15 protein-coding genes, 1 tRNA gene and 2 pseudogenes are annotated in these 14,425 nt (G+C 38.1%); 13 read left to right on the top strand and 5 right to left on the bottom strand.

Annotated features, from left to right (window positions below; all coding sequences use genetic code 11):
* Window positions 1–2: 2 nt before the first annotated feature.
* Together RTY06_RS09225 and RTY06_RS09220 are read right to left on the bottom strand one after the other, a co-directional pair.
* On the bottom strand, window positions 3–1,400 hold the full coding sequence (locus RTY06_RS09225; RefSeq protein WP_312824417.1) for a HAMP domain-containing sensor histidine kinase: 1,398 nt from the start codon (window positions 1,398–1,400) through the stop codon (window positions 3–5).
* Window positions 1,400–2,101, bottom strand: a complete 702-nt coding sequence (locus RTY06_RS09220) for a response regulator transcription factor (RefSeq protein WP_312824416.1) — start codon at window positions 2,099–2,101, stop codon at window positions 1,400–1,402. Before RTY06_RS09220 ends, RTY06_RS09225 begins: the two co-directional genes overlap by 1 nt.
* A gap of 94 nt (window positions 2,102–2,195) precedes the next feature.
* On the opposite strand from RTY06_RS09220, the gene crcB reads away from it, so the two are divergent.
* From crcB to RTY06_RS09200, 4 genes are all read left to right on the top strand, one after another.
* Complete coding sequence (gene crcB / locus RTY06_RS09215) at window positions 2,196–2,561, top strand: fluoride efflux transporter CrcB (RefSeq protein WP_312824415.1); 366 nt, start codon at window positions 2,196–2,198, stop codon at window positions 2,559–2,561.
* Window positions 2,562–2,676: 115 nt separating this feature from the next.
* Window positions 2,677–2,761 (top strand) — tRNA-Ser (locus RTY06_RS09210).
* 254 nt (window positions 2,762–3,015) lie between these two features.
* Window positions 3,016–3,741, top strand: a complete 726-nt coding sequence (locus RTY06_RS09205) for a phage integrase SAM-like domain and Arm DNA-binding domain-containing protein (protein WP_312824414.1) — start codon at window positions 3,016–3,018, stop codon at window positions 3,739–3,741.
* Window positions 3,669–4,229, top strand: coding sequence for a site-specific integrase (locus RTY06_RS09200; protein WP_312824413.1), 561 nt, complete (start codon window positions 3,669–3,671; stop codon window positions 4,227–4,229). The genes RTY06_RS09205 and RTY06_RS09200 overlap by 73 nt, the downstream gene beginning before the upstream one ends.
* 1,039 nt (window positions 4,230–5,268) lie before the next feature.
* Here RTY06_RS09200 and RTY06_RS09195 read toward each other — a convergent pair.
* From RTY06_RS09195 to RTY06_RS09185, 3 genes and pseudogenes are all read right to left on the bottom strand, one after another.
* Window positions 5,269–5,397, bottom strand: a pseudogene (locus RTY06_RS09195) (DUF3875 domain-containing protein); the annotation flags it as partial.
* Window positions 5,394–5,723 (bottom strand): DUF4133 domain-containing protein, encoded by a 330-nt coding sequence (locus tag RTY06_RS09190; RefSeq protein ID WP_312824412.1) that lies wholly within the window; start codon window positions 5,721–5,723, stop codon window positions 5,394–5,396. The gene RTY06_RS09190 and the pseudogene RTY06_RS09195, both read right to left, overlap by 4 nt.
* Before the next feature lie 11 nt (window positions 5,724–5,734).
* Window positions 5,735–6,040, bottom strand: coding sequence for a DUF4134 domain-containing protein (locus tag RTY06_RS09185; RefSeq protein WP_002979435.1), 306 nt, complete (start codon window positions 6,038–6,040; stop codon window positions 5,735–5,737).
* Window positions 6,041–6,297: 257 nt separating this feature from the next.
* On the opposite strand from RTY06_RS09185, the gene RTY06_RS09180 reads away from it, so the two are divergent.
* The 9 genes and pseudogenes from RTY06_RS09180 (at window position 6,298) to RTY06_RS09140 (ending at window position 14,268) form a co-directional block, all read left to right on the top strand.
* On the top strand, window positions 6,298–6,513 hold the full coding sequence (locus tag RTY06_RS09180; protein ID WP_109570615.1) for a helix-turn-helix domain-containing protein: 216 nt from the start codon (window positions 6,298–6,300) through the stop codon (window positions 6,511–6,513).
* Between the two features lie 37 nt (window positions 6,514–6,550).
* The gene (locus tag RTY06_RS09175; RefSeq protein ID WP_312824410.1) at window positions 6,551–7,417 is read left to right on the top strand and encodes a hypothetical protein; all 867 of its coding nucleotides are present in this window, start codon (window positions 6,551–6,553) and stop codon (window positions 7,415–7,417) included.
* The gene (locus RTY06_RS09170) at window positions 7,414–7,650 is read left to right on the top strand and encodes a hypothetical protein (protein WP_312824409.1); all 237 of its coding nucleotides are present in this window, start codon (window positions 7,414–7,416) and stop codon (window positions 7,648–7,650) included. Before RTY06_RS09175 ends, RTY06_RS09170 begins: the two co-directional genes overlap by 4 nt.
* Window positions 7,614–9,144 (top strand): annotated as a pseudogene (gene mobC, locus RTY06_RS09165) (conjugal transfer protein MobC); the annotation flags it as partial. The gene RTY06_RS09170 and the pseudogene mobC, both read left to right, overlap by 37 nt.
* 136 nt (window positions 9,145–9,280) lie before the next feature.
* Window positions 9,281–9,844 carry an AraC family transcriptional regulator gene (locus RTY06_RS09160; RefSeq protein WP_312824408.1) on the top strand — a complete coding sequence of 188 codons (564 nt, stop codon included), beginning with the start codon at window positions 9,281–9,283 and terminating at the stop codon, window positions 9,842–9,844.
* A gap of 88 nt (window positions 9,845–9,932) precedes the next feature.
* Window positions 9,933–12,344 (top strand): heavy metal translocating P-type ATPase, encoded by a 2,412-nt coding sequence (locus tag RTY06_RS09155; protein ID WP_312824407.1) that lies wholly within the window; start codon window positions 9,933–9,935, stop codon window positions 12,342–12,344.
* Between the two features lie 99 nt (window positions 12,345–12,443).
* Window positions 12,444–12,665, top strand: a complete 222-nt coding sequence (locus RTY06_RS09150; RefSeq protein WP_024566625.1) for a heavy-metal-associated domain-containing protein — start codon at window positions 12,444–12,446, stop codon at window positions 12,663–12,665.
* A 280-nt stretch (window positions 12,666–12,945) separates the two neighbouring features.
* Window positions 12,946–13,149, top strand: a complete 204-nt coding sequence (locus RTY06_RS09145) for a hypothetical protein (protein ID WP_098972709.1) — start codon at window positions 12,946–12,948, stop codon at window positions 13,147–13,149.
* 243 nt (window positions 13,150–13,392) lie between these two features.
* On the top strand, window positions 13,393–14,268 hold the full coding sequence (locus RTY06_RS09140; protein WP_312824398.1) for a DUF3347 domain-containing protein: 876 nt from the start codon (window positions 13,393–13,395) through the stop codon (window positions 14,266–14,268).
* Window positions 14,269–14,425: the final 157 nt, after the last annotated feature.

The following is a 14,425-nucleotide window of genomic DNA, read 5'->3' as shown; positions in this document are numbered from 1 at the left end:
GATTATGATAATACGAAAATTGGAAAACTGATCTGTACAGTTGTTCCAATGTTTTCTTTAGAATTGATAATCAACTCGCCTTTGTGCATTCTGATAATATTCCTTGCAAGTGGTAATCCAATCCCATATCCTTCATAGTTTCTGGTATTAGAAGCTCGGAAGAATGGGTCATATATTTTATCGAATTCGGTATCCGGAATTCCAATTCCATTATCTTTTATAATGACGTAAACGTGTGTGTCTGTTGCGCCTAGAGAGACCTTTACTTGTTGGAAGTCAGAATATTTGCATCCATTGTTGATAATGTTTGCCATTGCAAGATGCAGGAGTTGTTCGTTGCCAAAAACCTTCAGCTTTTTAGGGTTGTCTGGTAGCATACTGATGTCCATATAGACTTTGTTTTTGGAATTGATCCTGGTTGCGGTTTCTATAACATCCCACAGTAATTGATCCATTCTCACTTTGTCCATTTTTTGGATTTTTCCGTCGAATCCAGTTTGAGCAATCATCAGAAGGGCTTTGATTTTTTTATCCAATTTTTCAGCTTCATTTAGGATGATTTGAAGCGTTTCCTGATAGTGTTCATTAGATCTTTTCATAGAAAGAGCAACATCGGCTTCTCCCATTATAGAAGTCAATGGCGTTCTAAGCTCGTGAGAAACATTTCCTATCAAATGATTTTGGGTTTCAAAAGAAGTCTCGATTCTGTTTAACATTCCATTGAAGGTATCAATTAACTCATTTAACTCAGTGTTTCCTGGTTGAGGTTCCAATCTAAGGTGTAGATTTTCGGAACTGATTTCTTTAACTTTATTAGTAATTTTCAAGATGGGTTTGAATAAAGTCTTAGACAAATAAAAAGAGAAAATCATCGAAAAGAAAAGTGCCAAGATCATACAAGTAGTCAAAGTTCTCTTCAGATAACCTAGGTAATAGACTACGTAATGGTTTTTTGCAGAAGCAATGGCAATGTAGGTTTTGTTTTCTGATTTAAAAGATTGTCCTATATAATAGAATTCTTTATCGTTAAAGTTGGCTTCCCCTTTTTTGACAATGTTTTTGAAAAAAGTATCAGGAATGTGAATCTGACTAGTGATTTGACTGTAATTAGAATCCTTTGGAACTTCGAAGACATAATCTTTCTCCATAGGAAGCTCTTCATCATTTAGGCTGTTGAGGATATGGTTTTTCGGGATGTCTAGATGTTGTTTGCTTTTCTCGATTTGGACAATTGTGGTAGCTCGGATTTTTAGTAATTCGTAAAAACGTTGATGAGAAAAATTAACAATAGAAAAATAAACCAACCCGCTGAAAAGTAGTATAACAACAGAAAAAACAAGCATCAAGAGAAGCATTGTTTTAGTTTGATTGGTCGAGATTCTTTTCAGTATGTTTTTCATTATTTTTTCAGCACGTAGCCCATTCCAATTACTGTGTGTATTATTTTGGTGTCATCTTGGTTGTCTAGTTTTTTCCTGAGATAATTAACATATACATCCACCACATTGGTTCCCAATTCATAATTCACACCCCAGACAGCTTCCAAAATTTCTGCTCTGGAAATCACTTTTTCAGGATTGTTTAGAAAATAGAGTAGGAGCTTGTATTCCGTAGAGGTCAAAGATACTTCTTGGCCGTTGCGAACTACTTTTTTGGTGTAATCATTTAAGATTAAATCCTCAAATTGGTAGATGTTACCGTTATTTTCTATATCACTAGGCTCTGTTCCGTATACATGTCCGCTTCTTCTTAATAATGATTTGATTCTCGCAACCAATTCTATGAATTTGAAAGGTTTTACAAGATAATCATCTCCGCCACTTTCCAACCCAAGAACGATGTTTTCCGAAGAATCCAATGCTGTTAGAAACAAAATAGGAACAGTTTTGTTTTTTTTTCTGATTTCCTTGCAGACTTCCAAACCATTGATGTCAGGTAGCATAATGTCTAGAATAATCATATCAAAATTATTATCCTCAACCATTTTGATTCCCGAGTTTCCATCAAGAGCTACAGAAATCTCGTAATCCAATTCCTGCAGTCCTTTTTTGATGAAAGATACAACGCTGGATTCGTCCTCGATCAGAATAATTTTTTTCATTGATATTAAATTCAGAATAATACTAGGTTTTCCAAAAATAATAATTTAAAGTTGAAGTTTAAAGTCTAAGCTCTAAATTTCATAATTTAGCAAGATGAGAAATTTAATTTATATTTTCTTAGGAGGAGGTTTGGGGAGTGTAATGAGATTTTTAATATCCAATTATACCCAGAAGTTTTGGCATATTAATGCTTTTCCAATGGGGACTTTTTTGGTTAATACTTCTGGTTGCTTTTTAATAGGCATATTAACAGCCTATTTTCTAAAAGTAGATAATTCTCTTAGATATCTTTTGATTACGGGACTTTGTGGAGGCTACACTACTTTTTCTACATTTTCGGTAGAAAATTTTTCACTTTGGCAAAATGAGAACTATTTTATCCTGATTTTGTACGCTCTTTTAAGTCTATTTGTTGGAGTAATGATGGTTTTTGTCGGCTATCATTTAGTCGGGGATTAATTTTTGTCTTTGATAATTAACTAATTAAAACTTTTTATCAAAAATAATTTGCTCAGTATGTAAAAGCTTTCTATATTTGCACCACTGAAAACAACGATACAATCGGAGTTTCAAAGGAGAGTTGGCAGAGTGGTCGATTGCGGCAGTCTTGAAAACTGTTGACTGTAACAGGTCCGGGGGTTCGAATCCCTCACTCTCCGCTAGTTGGGAAACCAAAATAAGCTAAAACGCTGTAAACATCAATGTTTACAGCGTTTTTTGTTTTAGCTCGGGTGTCAAAAAAAACCAAAATAGGTCACTATTTATATGTCCTATTTCGTGTCCCATTGATAAAATTTGAAAATGGGACATGAAAAACTTGGAAAAACCTGACCAATAGGCAGTTTAAAGAATGGACATCTTGCAAAAAGTGGTAACAAAAAGTAAATTATTAATCATTTAAAGTTATCACACGATGAACAAAACATTCAACCTGTTATTCTTTATAAAAAAGAATAAAATCAGAACAAACGGAACCGCTCCAATCTACTTACGAATCACTATTGAGGGCAAGATAGCGGATATTGCTGCTAAAAGGTATATTGATCCCCAAAAATGGGACATTAAAGCACACAAGGCGGTAGGAAATACTCAAGAGATAAAAACATTGAATCTCTACCTTAAAACTTTAGAGCAGAAAGTTTATGATTACCATTATGAGATGCTCAAAGAGGAGAATGATGTGACAGCAATAGGTTTAAAATCTAAACTACTTGGAACAGATAGGGAGAAAAGAATGCTCATCCCCATTTTTCAGGAGCATAATAACAAAGTTGAAGCCTTGGTCGGACAGGATTTTGCCCCTGGCACATTGGAGCGTTATAAAACATCTTTAAAGCATACGCAGGAATTTCTAAATTGGAAATATAAAATTTCTGATATTGATATTACAAAAATCGATCACGCCTTTATTATGGATTACGATTTCTGGCTTCGTAGTGAGCGAAAATGCGCTAATAATACCGCAATAAAATACATCAAGAATTTCAAAAAGATTATGCGTCTATGTATGGCAAACGGTTGGCTATCAAAAGATCCTTTTCTGGGCTACAAAGCAAAACTTAAGTCGTGGAACGTCCTTATCTCACAAAAGAAGAAATCCAAGCGATTTATGACAAAGAATTTGCATCAGAGAGATTGAGTCAAGTACGTGATATTTTCCTTTTTAGTTGTTATACCGGCTTTGCTTATGTTGACGTGAAGAAATTATCTAAATCTCATATTAATGTCGGAATAGATGGCGACAAATGGATATTTACAAATCGCCAGAAAACCAATACTTCAACAAGAGTTCCATTATTACCATTAGCACAAGAACTGATTTTAAAATATGAAGAACATCCAGAATGTGTAAATTTAAATGTCTTGTTTCCTGTTCTTAGTAATCAGAAAATGAACTCCTATCTAAAAGAAATTGCCAATGTTTGTGGGATTAACAAAGAGTTGACATTTCACATTGCAAGACACACTTTTGCAACGACTGTTACGTTGTCTAATGGCGTTCCGATAGAGAGTGTAAGCAAAATGCTAGGGCATACTAATATAAAAACCACTCAGCACTATGCAAAAATTTTGGATAAAAAAGTAAGCGATGATATGTCAATTCTAAGGAGGAAACTTCAAAGTTAAAAAGGGAATTTATAATTATCAATAATAAATTTACAATTTCCATAAAAAGATAAAATACCGATCTACATAACTATTAAGTAATTGAGAATTTGGTTTAAAAATCTATAAATCAGTTTTTTTGCAATGAATGAGTAATAAGGAAATCAAAATACAACTTCGTCAGCAATAGCAGTTTCTCCCGATACAATAAAAGCTGTATGGGATACGGGTAACGTTTGATCAACTACTTTAAATAAAAGAACTTTCTTGAAAAAGTAGGTTCTTTTATTTAAATCATTACCACTTTGTAATTAAACGACAGATTAACGCAACTGGACTTTAAGGTAAATTAGTGTAATCTAATTCCCATTGATAAATTTAATTGATAGCCTCTGTTATTTTTCCCATGGCATTAAATTGTGTTATATGAATTCCTCATTAATAACAAAAAAATCCCCGACTTTCATCGAGGATAAAAACTAATAACCATGAAAACTCAAATATGATTGAGAATCCTTTCAAATTTATATGATAATAACTTTACTACAGTGATTTATTGTATTTTTTGTAAAATATTTAACTCAAATAAAAATGCTCTTAAGATTGGATTGTAGTAGGATTGCTTTAATAAAGGGTGTTGTATTTTTTTTTTTAAGAAAAAATCGCAATTGATTTGATTTAAGAAATTCTTAAAATTATTTAATATTTTTGATGTAAACGTAATGGAAAATTATAAACATATTTTATTTTGATGTTTATATAATTTTCTCGCTGTTAATGCTTGATGACCATTTTATTGTCATTAGATTCCGTATATTTACTTGCTAACACCTGATAATCAGAATTGTTTTAAACACTTCATGCTAAAAAAAACAATATTTGCAATTATCATTAGCATCACAATCATTGGTTGTAAAAGCTTAAGAGCACAAAAACAGGAACTCACAAAAAAAGACTTATCTGGATATTGGCAACAACAGGGAGAAGGAGAAATCATAGAAATTAATGATTCTTTGGTTATATCTTATCACAGTAGTAATTTCAATTGTTATCCTAATTGGAAAATTTCTAGAAAACGCACTTCAAAGCAGGCGGTAATGTCCGCATCTTTGGATAAGATGCAGTTGTTCTCTACTGCCAACAAAGGAAATTTATTTTCCAGTGTGGTAGTCTTTGCTACATTTCTCATACGGCATTCTGTTTAGGAGTGAATTTTAAATAGCGGTGTACAGGCTTGCGGCAGATGATGTAGCGGGGATGCCGTTTATTGGCTGCAATTTTCATCAGCCCGTGTTCGCCGTACTTCCTGTTAAGCGAAAAGGTCTTCCATACGATGAGCGAAGCACCGCCTGCTCCGAGGAACAGGCAGATGTAAGAGTTTAAGCCTGCCATATACAGTATCATCACGAGGATAAGCGTACCGAGCAGCCCACCTGCGAAAATGAACAGGTATTGTGCTTTCAACCCTTTAAATTCCACCGTCCTGCCGATGCCTTTGTTGATATTGTAATTCATAAGGCAACGGATTAAAGGAAGAATGAACGCAGGATAGTAGCGGCAACAATCAAGAAGATACACGCACCAAACCACGAAGCTGCGGTCTTGCTCGTGTCGGGGTCGCCGGAACTGAATTTGTTGTACACCTTAACGCCCCCGATTAACCCGACAACCGCACCGATAGCGTAGATTAATTGAGTTGCGGGGTCGAAATAAGAGGTTACCATTTGTGTAGCCTCGTTGATGCCTGCCGAGCCGTTCCCCTGTGCGAACGCACCAATTCCTGACAGCATTGCCACGGCTGCCAGCAAAACTTTTTTTCTTTGTTTTTCCATAATTGAAACACATTAATTTGTTACTGTTTATCCCGCACCTTGTGAGCTTTCGGGACAAATGTCTTGTGGAAAAAGAGGCGTTATAAGAAAGTGGCAGTCAAAGGAAGTGTTTGGCTGTGAGTGGCTTTGTTGGTGGGTACTTCCAGAACAGAAGCACAAATGATAGGATGCTTTTATTGCAATTTACAGTTGGTTCAATGCAACTTTTAAATTACATTTGTACATTCATAATACAGTCAATTTTAATCCTTTTTGAGATGAAAATATCAGGCAGACATATTGGAGAAATGCTGAAAGAAGCCAGGGAACAAAGACAGCTAACTCAAGAACAATTAGCCCAAAAAGTGGGTAAGAAAAGGAGTTATATTTCTAAGGTCGAAACTGATTATGGTAATAATATCAAACTTCAAACTCTTAAAGAGATAGTAGAAAAGGGATTTGACGGTACGGTTAAAATTAATTTGGAACTCTGATTTGTATATGGATAAATTATTGAAGAATGCTTTTAAAATGCAAATTCAATCCAAAGAAGGATTTGAGTTCGAAGAATTTATTGATGAACTGTTTCTTTTGAAATATGGCGTTGATAACTATACTCCCATCAGGAGGAATAAAGATAAAGGCAATGATGGTACTATTTTGCCTGAACAGAAGATATTAGCTTGTTATGCACCAAGAAAATATAGCAAAACTGATTTTGAAACGAAAGTTTTAGGAGCAACAAACAAAGAAGGAGATTTTGAAAAATATCAGAAAAACTGGAAAGATAAATTTCCAAATTGGGAAATGTATGTAAACCACGAAGTATCACCGGAACAGTTTACGCTAATTCAGGGTTTGGATGGCATTACTTCGATAAAGGGCATAGACCAAATCCTTTCAATTATTGACGAACTTGTGTCAAGTAAAAAGCGAAAACTTGCATCCTGTTTGGGTATTGAAAACTTCTTTATTCAGGACTATATTCAAGACATCATTAACGATTTGTTGAATGCTTCCAGTGAAGAAGATAAGGCTTTGCATTTTGACAGAAAATCATTAGTTCCCCCTCAACAGAAAATTGAACTCAATTTTGCGCCGGAAGATTGGGACGGGATGAATTCGGAAATGGTATTGGTTATGGAGGAATTTAACACAATTACCAATATACTTTCGGGGTATAATGATGATGAAATCAATACATTGAAAAGAAGGATTATAAACGATTACAATAAACTTTCAGGAAGCTTTAAGGAGAGGTTATATAATCTGACTGACCAATATACAACGGCATATGGAAACATTAAAGACGATGAATATGTGAAATGCGTAAAATCTATTTTGCTGTATATGTTTGAACAGTGTCTAATAGGTAGAAAAACAGAAAATGAACTATGATATTACCACAACCTGAAAGCAATCTTAAAACCAACCTTATGGTATTGGGAGCGGATATTATAAGTATTATGGGCAACTCTCCGTTTAAAAATAAATACGCCATCGTAGATGATATAATGAATAAGTTTTTAAACAGGGATAAAGATAGAACGCCCGACCTTTTTCTATATGCTTTGACATTTTTACATACGATTTACACGAAAACGAGAGCTTTCAGCAGGAAACCAAGCTGATGGAAAACGAGTATTCCGTGAACCTTCCCACCAAATTTTACTACAAAGACAAATGGAACAACGGTTGGATAAACATTGTAAATCCGTTCAGGGCATCAATAGTTTTGGGTACTCCGGGTTCAGGCAAATCTTATGCTATCGTAAACAACTACATCAAGCAGCAGATTGAGAAAGGCTTTAGTATGTACATCTACGATTTCAAGTTCGACGACCTTTCCACCATTGCCTACAATCATTTGCTGAAGCACAGGGATAAGTACAAAGTTCAGCCGAAATTTTACGTGATAAATTTCGACGACCCACGCAAGAGCCACCGTTGCAACCCGCTCAATCCCGACTTTATGACGGATATTTCAGATGCCTACGAAGCCGCATATACCATAATGCTGAACCTTAACAGGTCGTGGATACAGAAGCAAGGGGATTTTTTCGTGGAAAGCCCAATTATCTTATTGGCTGCTATTATTTGGTATCTGAAAATCTATGAGGATGGCAAGTATTGTACATTCCCACACGCTATTGAATTACTGAATAAAAAGTATTCGGACGTATTCACGATTTTAACATCATACCCCGATTTGGAAAATTATTTGTCGCCCTTTATGGATGCGTGGCAAGGCGGAGCGCAAGACCAGTTGCAAGGACAAATAGCATCGGCAAAAATTCCGCTATCAAGAATGATCAGCCCGCAACTATACTGGGTAATGACAGGTGATGATTTTACGCTTGACATTAACAACCCGAAAGAGCCGAAGATTTATGCGTTGGTAATAACCCCGACCGTCAAAATATTTATTCAGCAGCGTTGGGTTTGTACAATTCAAGGATTGTAAAACTGATTAATAAAAAGGGACAGCTAAAGAGTTCGGTTATCATAGATGAGTTGCCCACGATTTATTTCACGGGACTGGACAATCTTATCGCAACGGCGAGAAGTAATAAGGTTGCGGTATGTTTGGGTTTTCAGGATTTTTCGCAGTTGACGAGGGATTACGGCGATAAGGAAAGCAAGGTAATTCAGAATACCGTTGGCAATATATTCAGTGGTCAGGTGGTTGGAGAAACGGCAAAAAGCCTATCGGAACGCTTCGGGAAAGTATTGCAGAAACGTCAGAGTATGACGATTAACCGCAATGATAAATCTACCTCTATCTCCACACAGTTAGACAGCCTTATTCCGGCTTCCAAAATATCCACGCTTACACAGGGTATGTTTGTCGGAGCCGTTCGGATAACTTTGATGAACGTATCGAGCAAAAAATATTTCACGCTGAAATTGTGGTGGATAATGAAAAGGTAGCGGCAGAAAGCTAAGCCTATCAGCAAATACCGCAAATCCTTTCTTTTGTGAATGAGGAGGGCGAGGATAAGATGAAGCAGGAAATTGAAAGCAATTACAAGCAGATAAAATCAGACATCTTGAATATTGTTGAAAGCGAAATGGAGCGTATCAAGAACGACCCGAACTTGCAGCATTTGGTACAACAAGAGTAATTCTAATCATTAGTATTTGTCATAAATAATCAATCATTGTAAATGAATTAAACGATGAGCAAAGCGTAGTTCAACTTAAATTGTAAATTTGTTTATTGCTTATGTATTAAATACTAAACGTAGTCAGTAAATAAATATGAATACAATATTTATTAAAAATATGGTTTGCGACCGTTGCATTATGGTGGTACAAAACAAATTGGAAAAACTGGGATTAGATGCTAAAAATATAAAACTGGGCGAAGTTATTCTTTCCAAAGAAATAACATCTCTGGAAAAAGAGAATTTGTCCAAAACTTTAGAGCCATTAGGATTTGAAGTAATTGACGATAAAAAAGGCAGGATAATAGAAAAGATAAAGAACATTATCATTGACCTGGTACACCATCAGGATAGTGATGTAAAAACCAACCTTTCCGATGTATTGAGTGACAAATTGCATCACGATTACAATTACCTGTCCAATCTGTTTTCAGAGGTAGAGGGTACAACCATTGAAAAATACTTTATCGCCCAAAAGGTGGAGAAAGTCAAAGAATTGTTGGTGTATGATGAGTTGTCATTAAGTGAGATTGCGAACCGCCTAAATTATTCGAGCGTGGCATATTTGAGTAACCAGTTTAAAAAAGTTACCGGGCTAACACCAAGCCATTTCAAACAGATTAAAGAGGATAAAAGAAAACCGTTGGATAAAGTGTAAGTAAATCTTACAAATCAAATCCAAAATTTCACAACAGTACCCATAAATATAATAGCCAATTTTGTATTGTAAATTAAAGCAGGCAAATATGGCGACAAACAGAGAAAATATATACATTCCATTGGAGGATGTAGAAAGCGAACACTGTGCATTAATCGTTGAAAAGGGATTGGCACAGGTAAAAGGCGTAGAAACCCATAAAGTAGAGCTGAACAATCGAAGGGCAGTGATTACAGTAGATAGCAATGAAACCGTAGGCGAGGCTGTTAAGGCAATTAAAGATTTAGGTTACGGAGTTCCTACGGTTAAAAGTGCTTTTCCGGTATTGGGCATGACCTGTGCATCCTGTGCGGGCAGTGCCGAAAGCATTGTGAAATACCAACCGGGAGTAGTTAATGCTTCCGTGAACTTTGCAACGGGCAATCTTACCGTGGAATATCTGCCCAATATGACCGATGCCTCCACCCTGCAAAAAGCGGTTCAGGGAGTAGGTTACGACCTATTGATTGAAGACGAAACCAAGCAGCAGGAAACGCTCGAAGCCATCCACGAAAAGAAATTCCGAACCTTGAAAAACAAGACCATTTGGGCAATTATCCTTTCCCTGCCCGTGGTAATCATAGGAATGTTCTTTATGGATATGCCCTATGCAGACCCGATAATGTGGCTCTTTTCCACGCCCGTTGTAATATGGTTGGGCAGGGATTTTTTTGTAAACGCTTGGAAGCAGACAAAGCACCGTTCCGCCAATATGGATACGCTGGTGGCATTGAGTACAGGTATTGCCTACCTGTTCAGTGTTTTCAATATGCTGTTTGCCGACTTTTGGCATCAACGGGGACTGCATGCTCACGTATATTTTGAAGCGGCTGCCGTTATTATCGCATTCATCCTCTTGGGAAAACTGCTGGAAGAAAGAGCCAAAGGCAACACCTCTTCAGCCATTAAGAAGCTGATGGGCTTGCAGCCAAAAACGGTCATCGTGGTACAGGCGGACGGAACGGAAAAGCAGACCGCTATCGAAGACGTAAGCGCAGGCGATGTGATACTCGTAAAGCCCGGTGAAAAGATTGCGGTAGACGGCATGGTCATATCGGGCAATTCGTATGTGGACGAAAGCATGTTAAGCGGTGAGCCTGTACCTGTATTGAAAAAAGAAAAAGAAAAAGTATTTGCAGGAACGATTAACCAAAAAGGCAGCTTCCGGTTCAGGGCGGTAAAAGTGGGCAAAGAAACCATGCTTGCCCACATCATCAAAAGGGTGCAGGATGCACAGGGAAGCAAAGCACCCGTACAGAAACTGGTCGATAGGATTGCGGGCATCTTTGTTCCCACAGTGATAGGTATTGCCATCCTGACATTTACGCTATGGTTGATTTTGGGAGGCGAAAACGGGGTTGTTCAAGGTCTGTTGGCAGCCGTTACGGTATTGGTCATTGCCTGCCCCTGTGCTTTAGGCTTAGCGACACCCACCGCTATTATGGTAGGCGTTGGTAAAGGTGCTGAAAATGGCATTTTGATAAAGGATGCCGAAAGTTTGGAACTGGCCAAAAAAGTAAATGCCATCGTTTTGGACAAAACCGGAACCATCACCGAGGGAAGACCACAGGTAACGGGCATTAAATGGCTGAACAATGAGGACACTGCAAAAGAAATCCTTTTGAGCATCGAAAAGCAATCCGAGCATCCATTGGCAGAAGCCGTAGTGAAGCATCTTGGCGATGTAGCGACCACTTCTTTATCCATGTTCGACAGCATTACGGGCAAAGGCGCAAAAGCAGACCATGACAACGAAACCTATTATGTAGGCAACAAAAAGCTATTGGCAGAAAACAACATTGTCATTGCCGGAGAATTACAAGACCAGGCCGAAGAATGGGGCAAACAGTCTAAAACCGTTATCTGGTTTGCAAACAGCAAAAAGGCTCTTGCTGTAATCGCTATCGCCGATAAGATTAAAGAAACATCGGTGCAGGCTATCCGGGAAATGCAGGAAATGGGCATTGACCTGTATATGCTGACCGGAGATAATGAAGCTACCGCTAAAGCCATTGCGGAGCAGACAGGCATCAAGCATTACAAAGCCGAAGTTTTACCACAGCATAAAGCCGACTTTGTGAAAGAACTGCAAAGTAAAGGAAAGATAGTGGCAATGGTGGGCGATGGTATCAACGACAGCACCGCATTGGCAACAGCCGATGTAAGTATCGCAATGGGCAAAGGCAGCGACATCGCAATGGACGTAGCCAAGATGACCATCATTTCGTCCGACCTGACCAAGATACCGCAGGCAATACGCTTGTCCAAACAGACCGTAGCCACCATCAAGCAAAACCTGTTCTGGGCGTTTATCTACAACGTAATCGGCATTCCGGTAGCGGCAGGCATCCTTTACCCTGTTAACGACTTCCTGCTCAACCCGATGATTGCGGGTGCGGCAATGGCATTGAGCAGCGTGAGCGTGGTCAGTAACAGCCTGCGGTTGAAGTGGAAGAAATAAAACAGTAAATCTCACAAATCAAACAAGAAATTACACAACAATAACTAACTGAATAGTACGGAAATTTGCATTATCAGATAACTCTAAAATTTGTAAACAATGGAAAATAAACAATTTCAATTCAAGACGAACATCAATTGTGGCGGCTGTATCGCATCTGTAAAGCCGCACTTGGACAAGGCAGAGGGCATCTGCCATTGGGAAGTGGACACGGCCAACAAGGACAAGGTACTTACCGTGAAGTCCGAGGGCATTACCGAGCAGGAAGTAATATCGACCGTGCAAAAGGCAGGCTTCAAAATAGAACCTTTGAACGCCTAAGCCAGCAACTTTTAAATGCCCTTTTTCCGACCAAATTTCCATTAGGTCAGATTGCCCAAAAAGGGCATTTTATCAATTCTAAAAAGGCTTGATTGGCTGCTGTGCATATAGCATTTTTTATTTAGGTATCAATTTTTTGCCTATATAACAAAAAAAATCGTAATAACGATATAAAAAATCAATTTTATTAGTAACTTTGTTGCGTTGAAAAATTTAAGAGTACATATAGGCCTTTTGACTTTGTTCTGTCTGGTTTTCTTTATGATGCCAAGTCAGAGTTATGCCTGCTCCAAAAATTCAACAAAAACCGAGCGGTCTTCCTGCTCAAAAGAGAAATCCAAAAAATCAGAGCATAAAAAAGGTTGCAAGGGCAAATCCTGCAAAAAATGCAAAAGCGGCAACTGCGATGGTGGTTGTTCACATAGCTCTTGCAGATGCAGTGTTTCAACGACCTCCCTATACTTACCAATCCCAATCGAATTAAGTGCAAAAAACCAATTTGCTGAAATTAAAAAGCAAAAATTCGGTTTCAAGCAAGCCCACTATTCTTCAGGCTACTCTTCCATTTGGCAACCGCCTAAAATAAGCTAAAACTATGGCCTGATAGCCATAGGTGTGCCTTGTCAAAAGCTATTTCGGCTTTTGCAAATCCCCTATTTGTACTATTTATTTAAAATTCAAGGGAAATGGGTTTGCTAATACACCTTTCCCGAAAATGTATATTATTATGAAATCATTATCAAAAATAGTGATGGTAATCGCCGTATTACTATCATCAATAAACGTGTTTGCACAAATCAAGAATGCGAAAACAGAAACCGTAAAAATTTATGGCAATTGTGGTATGTGCAAAACCACCATCGAAAAAGCAGGTAACGAAAAAAAGGTAGCCAGCGTGGAGTGGAACAAAGATACCAAGATGGCTACGCTCACCTATGACGGCGACAAAACAAATCAGGATGAAATCCTGAAACGTATCGCTTTGGCTGGTTATGACAGTGAGAAGTTCCGTGCGCCAGATGACGTATATGCTAAACTGGCTGGTTGCTGCCAGTATGATAGACCAGTGAAGACGGTTGCCAAAAACAAGGAGGCGGGAATGGACATGAATGCCGGACATGGCAATCACGACCATAGTCAAATGGCAGCTAACAAAGATGCAGCCCAAAACCAATCACAGCTAAAGGCTGTATTTGACAACTACTTTTCAGTGAAAGATGCTTTGATAAAAACCGATGCGGCGACCGCATCTGCCAAAGCCGCTGAATTGGCTGCATCCCTTAAAGCAGTCGATATGAATAAGCTATCGGCAGAGGAACATACGGCTTGGATGAAAGTGATGCAGGACTTGACGGCCAATGCGGAAAGCATTTCAAAATCAAAAGATGTTGCAAAACAAAGAAGTGCTTTTGCGGCACTTTCGGGAAGCATCTACACACTGGCCAAAGTGTCTAAACAGGATACTCCCGTTTATTACCAGCACTGCCCTATGTACAATGGAGGTAAGGGAGCCAATTGGCTAAGTAAAGAGAATGCTGTTAAAAACCCATATTACGGCTCACAGATGCTTACCTGCGGCAGTACGGTCGAAACCATTAAATAACAGGTCTGAAAGCTATGGTACAGTACAATGACATGGTGGAGGCGCTTAAAGACCTAAGACAGCGTGGATACAGTATGGACTTTAGTCTGTTGCCGGACTGCCTGTACTGTGCGTCAAGGAGCCTGAAACTAAAACTGGAGGATTTTACGGTTACGGA

The organism is Epilithonimonas sp., assembly GCF_032055105.1.
Lineage (GTDB): Bacteria > Bacteroidota > Bacteroidia > Flavobacteriales > Weeksellaceae > Epilithonimonas.
Note: the sequence above shows the minus strand (reverse complement) of the source record. Positions and strands in the feature narration are given on the sequence as shown.

What these genes read in the sequence shown, in the direction of transcription:
- RTY06_RS09225 (WP_312824417.1), bottom strand. Translation starts at nt 1,400, where the DNA reads ATGAAAAACATACTGAAAAGAATCTCGACCAATCAAACTAAAACAATG.
- RTY06_RS09220 (WP_312824416.1), bottom strand. Translation starts at nt 2,101, where the DNA reads ATGAAAAAAATTATTCTGATCGAGGACGAATCCAGCGTTGTATCTTTC.
- crcB (WP_312824415.1), top strand. Translation starts at nt 2,196, where the DNA reads ATGAGAAATTTAATTTATATTTTCTTAGGAGGAGGTTTGGGGAGTGTA.
- RTY06_RS09205 (WP_312824414.1), top strand. Translation starts at nt 3,016, where the DNA reads ATGAACAAAACATTCAACCTGTTATTCTTTATAAAAAAGAATAAAATC.
- RTY06_RS09190 (WP_312824412.1), bottom strand. Translation starts at nt 5,723, where the DNA reads ATGAATTACAATATCAACAAAGGCATCGGCAGGACGGTGGAATTTAAA.
- RTY06_RS09185 (WP_002979435.1), bottom strand. Translation starts at nt 6,040, where the DNA reads ATGGAAAAACAAAGAAAAAAAGTTTTGCTGGCAGCCGTGGCAATGCTG.
- RTY06_RS09180 (WP_109570615.1), top strand. Translation starts at nt 6,298, where the DNA reads ATGAAAATATCAGGCAGACATATTGGAGAAATGCTGAAAGAAGCCAGG.
- RTY06_RS09175 (WP_312824410.1), top strand. Translation starts at nt 6,551, where the DNA reads ATGCAAATTCAATCCAAAGAAGGATTTGAGTTCGAAGAATTTATTGAT.
- RTY06_RS09170 (WP_312824409.1), top strand. Translation starts at nt 7,414, where the DNA reads ATGATATTACCACAACCTGAAAGCAATCTTAAAACCAACCTTATGGTA.
- RTY06_RS09160 (WP_312824408.1), top strand. Translation starts at nt 9,281, where the DNA reads ATGAATACAATATTTATTAAAAATATGGTTTGCGACCGTTGCATTATG.
- RTY06_RS09155 (WP_312824407.1), top strand. Translation starts at nt 9,933, where the DNA reads ATGGCGACAAACAGAGAAAATATATACATTCCATTGGAGGATGTAGAA.
- RTY06_RS09150 (WP_024566625.1), top strand. Translation starts at nt 12,444, where the DNA reads ATGGAAAATAAACAATTTCAATTCAAGACGAACATCAATTGTGGCGGC.
- RTY06_RS09145 (WP_098972709.1), top strand. Translation starts at nt 12,946, where the DNA reads ATGCCTGCTCCAAAAATTCAACAAAAACCGAGCGGTCTTCCTGCTCAA.
- RTY06_RS09140 (WP_312824398.1), top strand. Translation starts at nt 13,393, where the DNA reads ATGAAATCATTATCAAAAATAGTGATGGTAATCGCCGTATTACTATCA.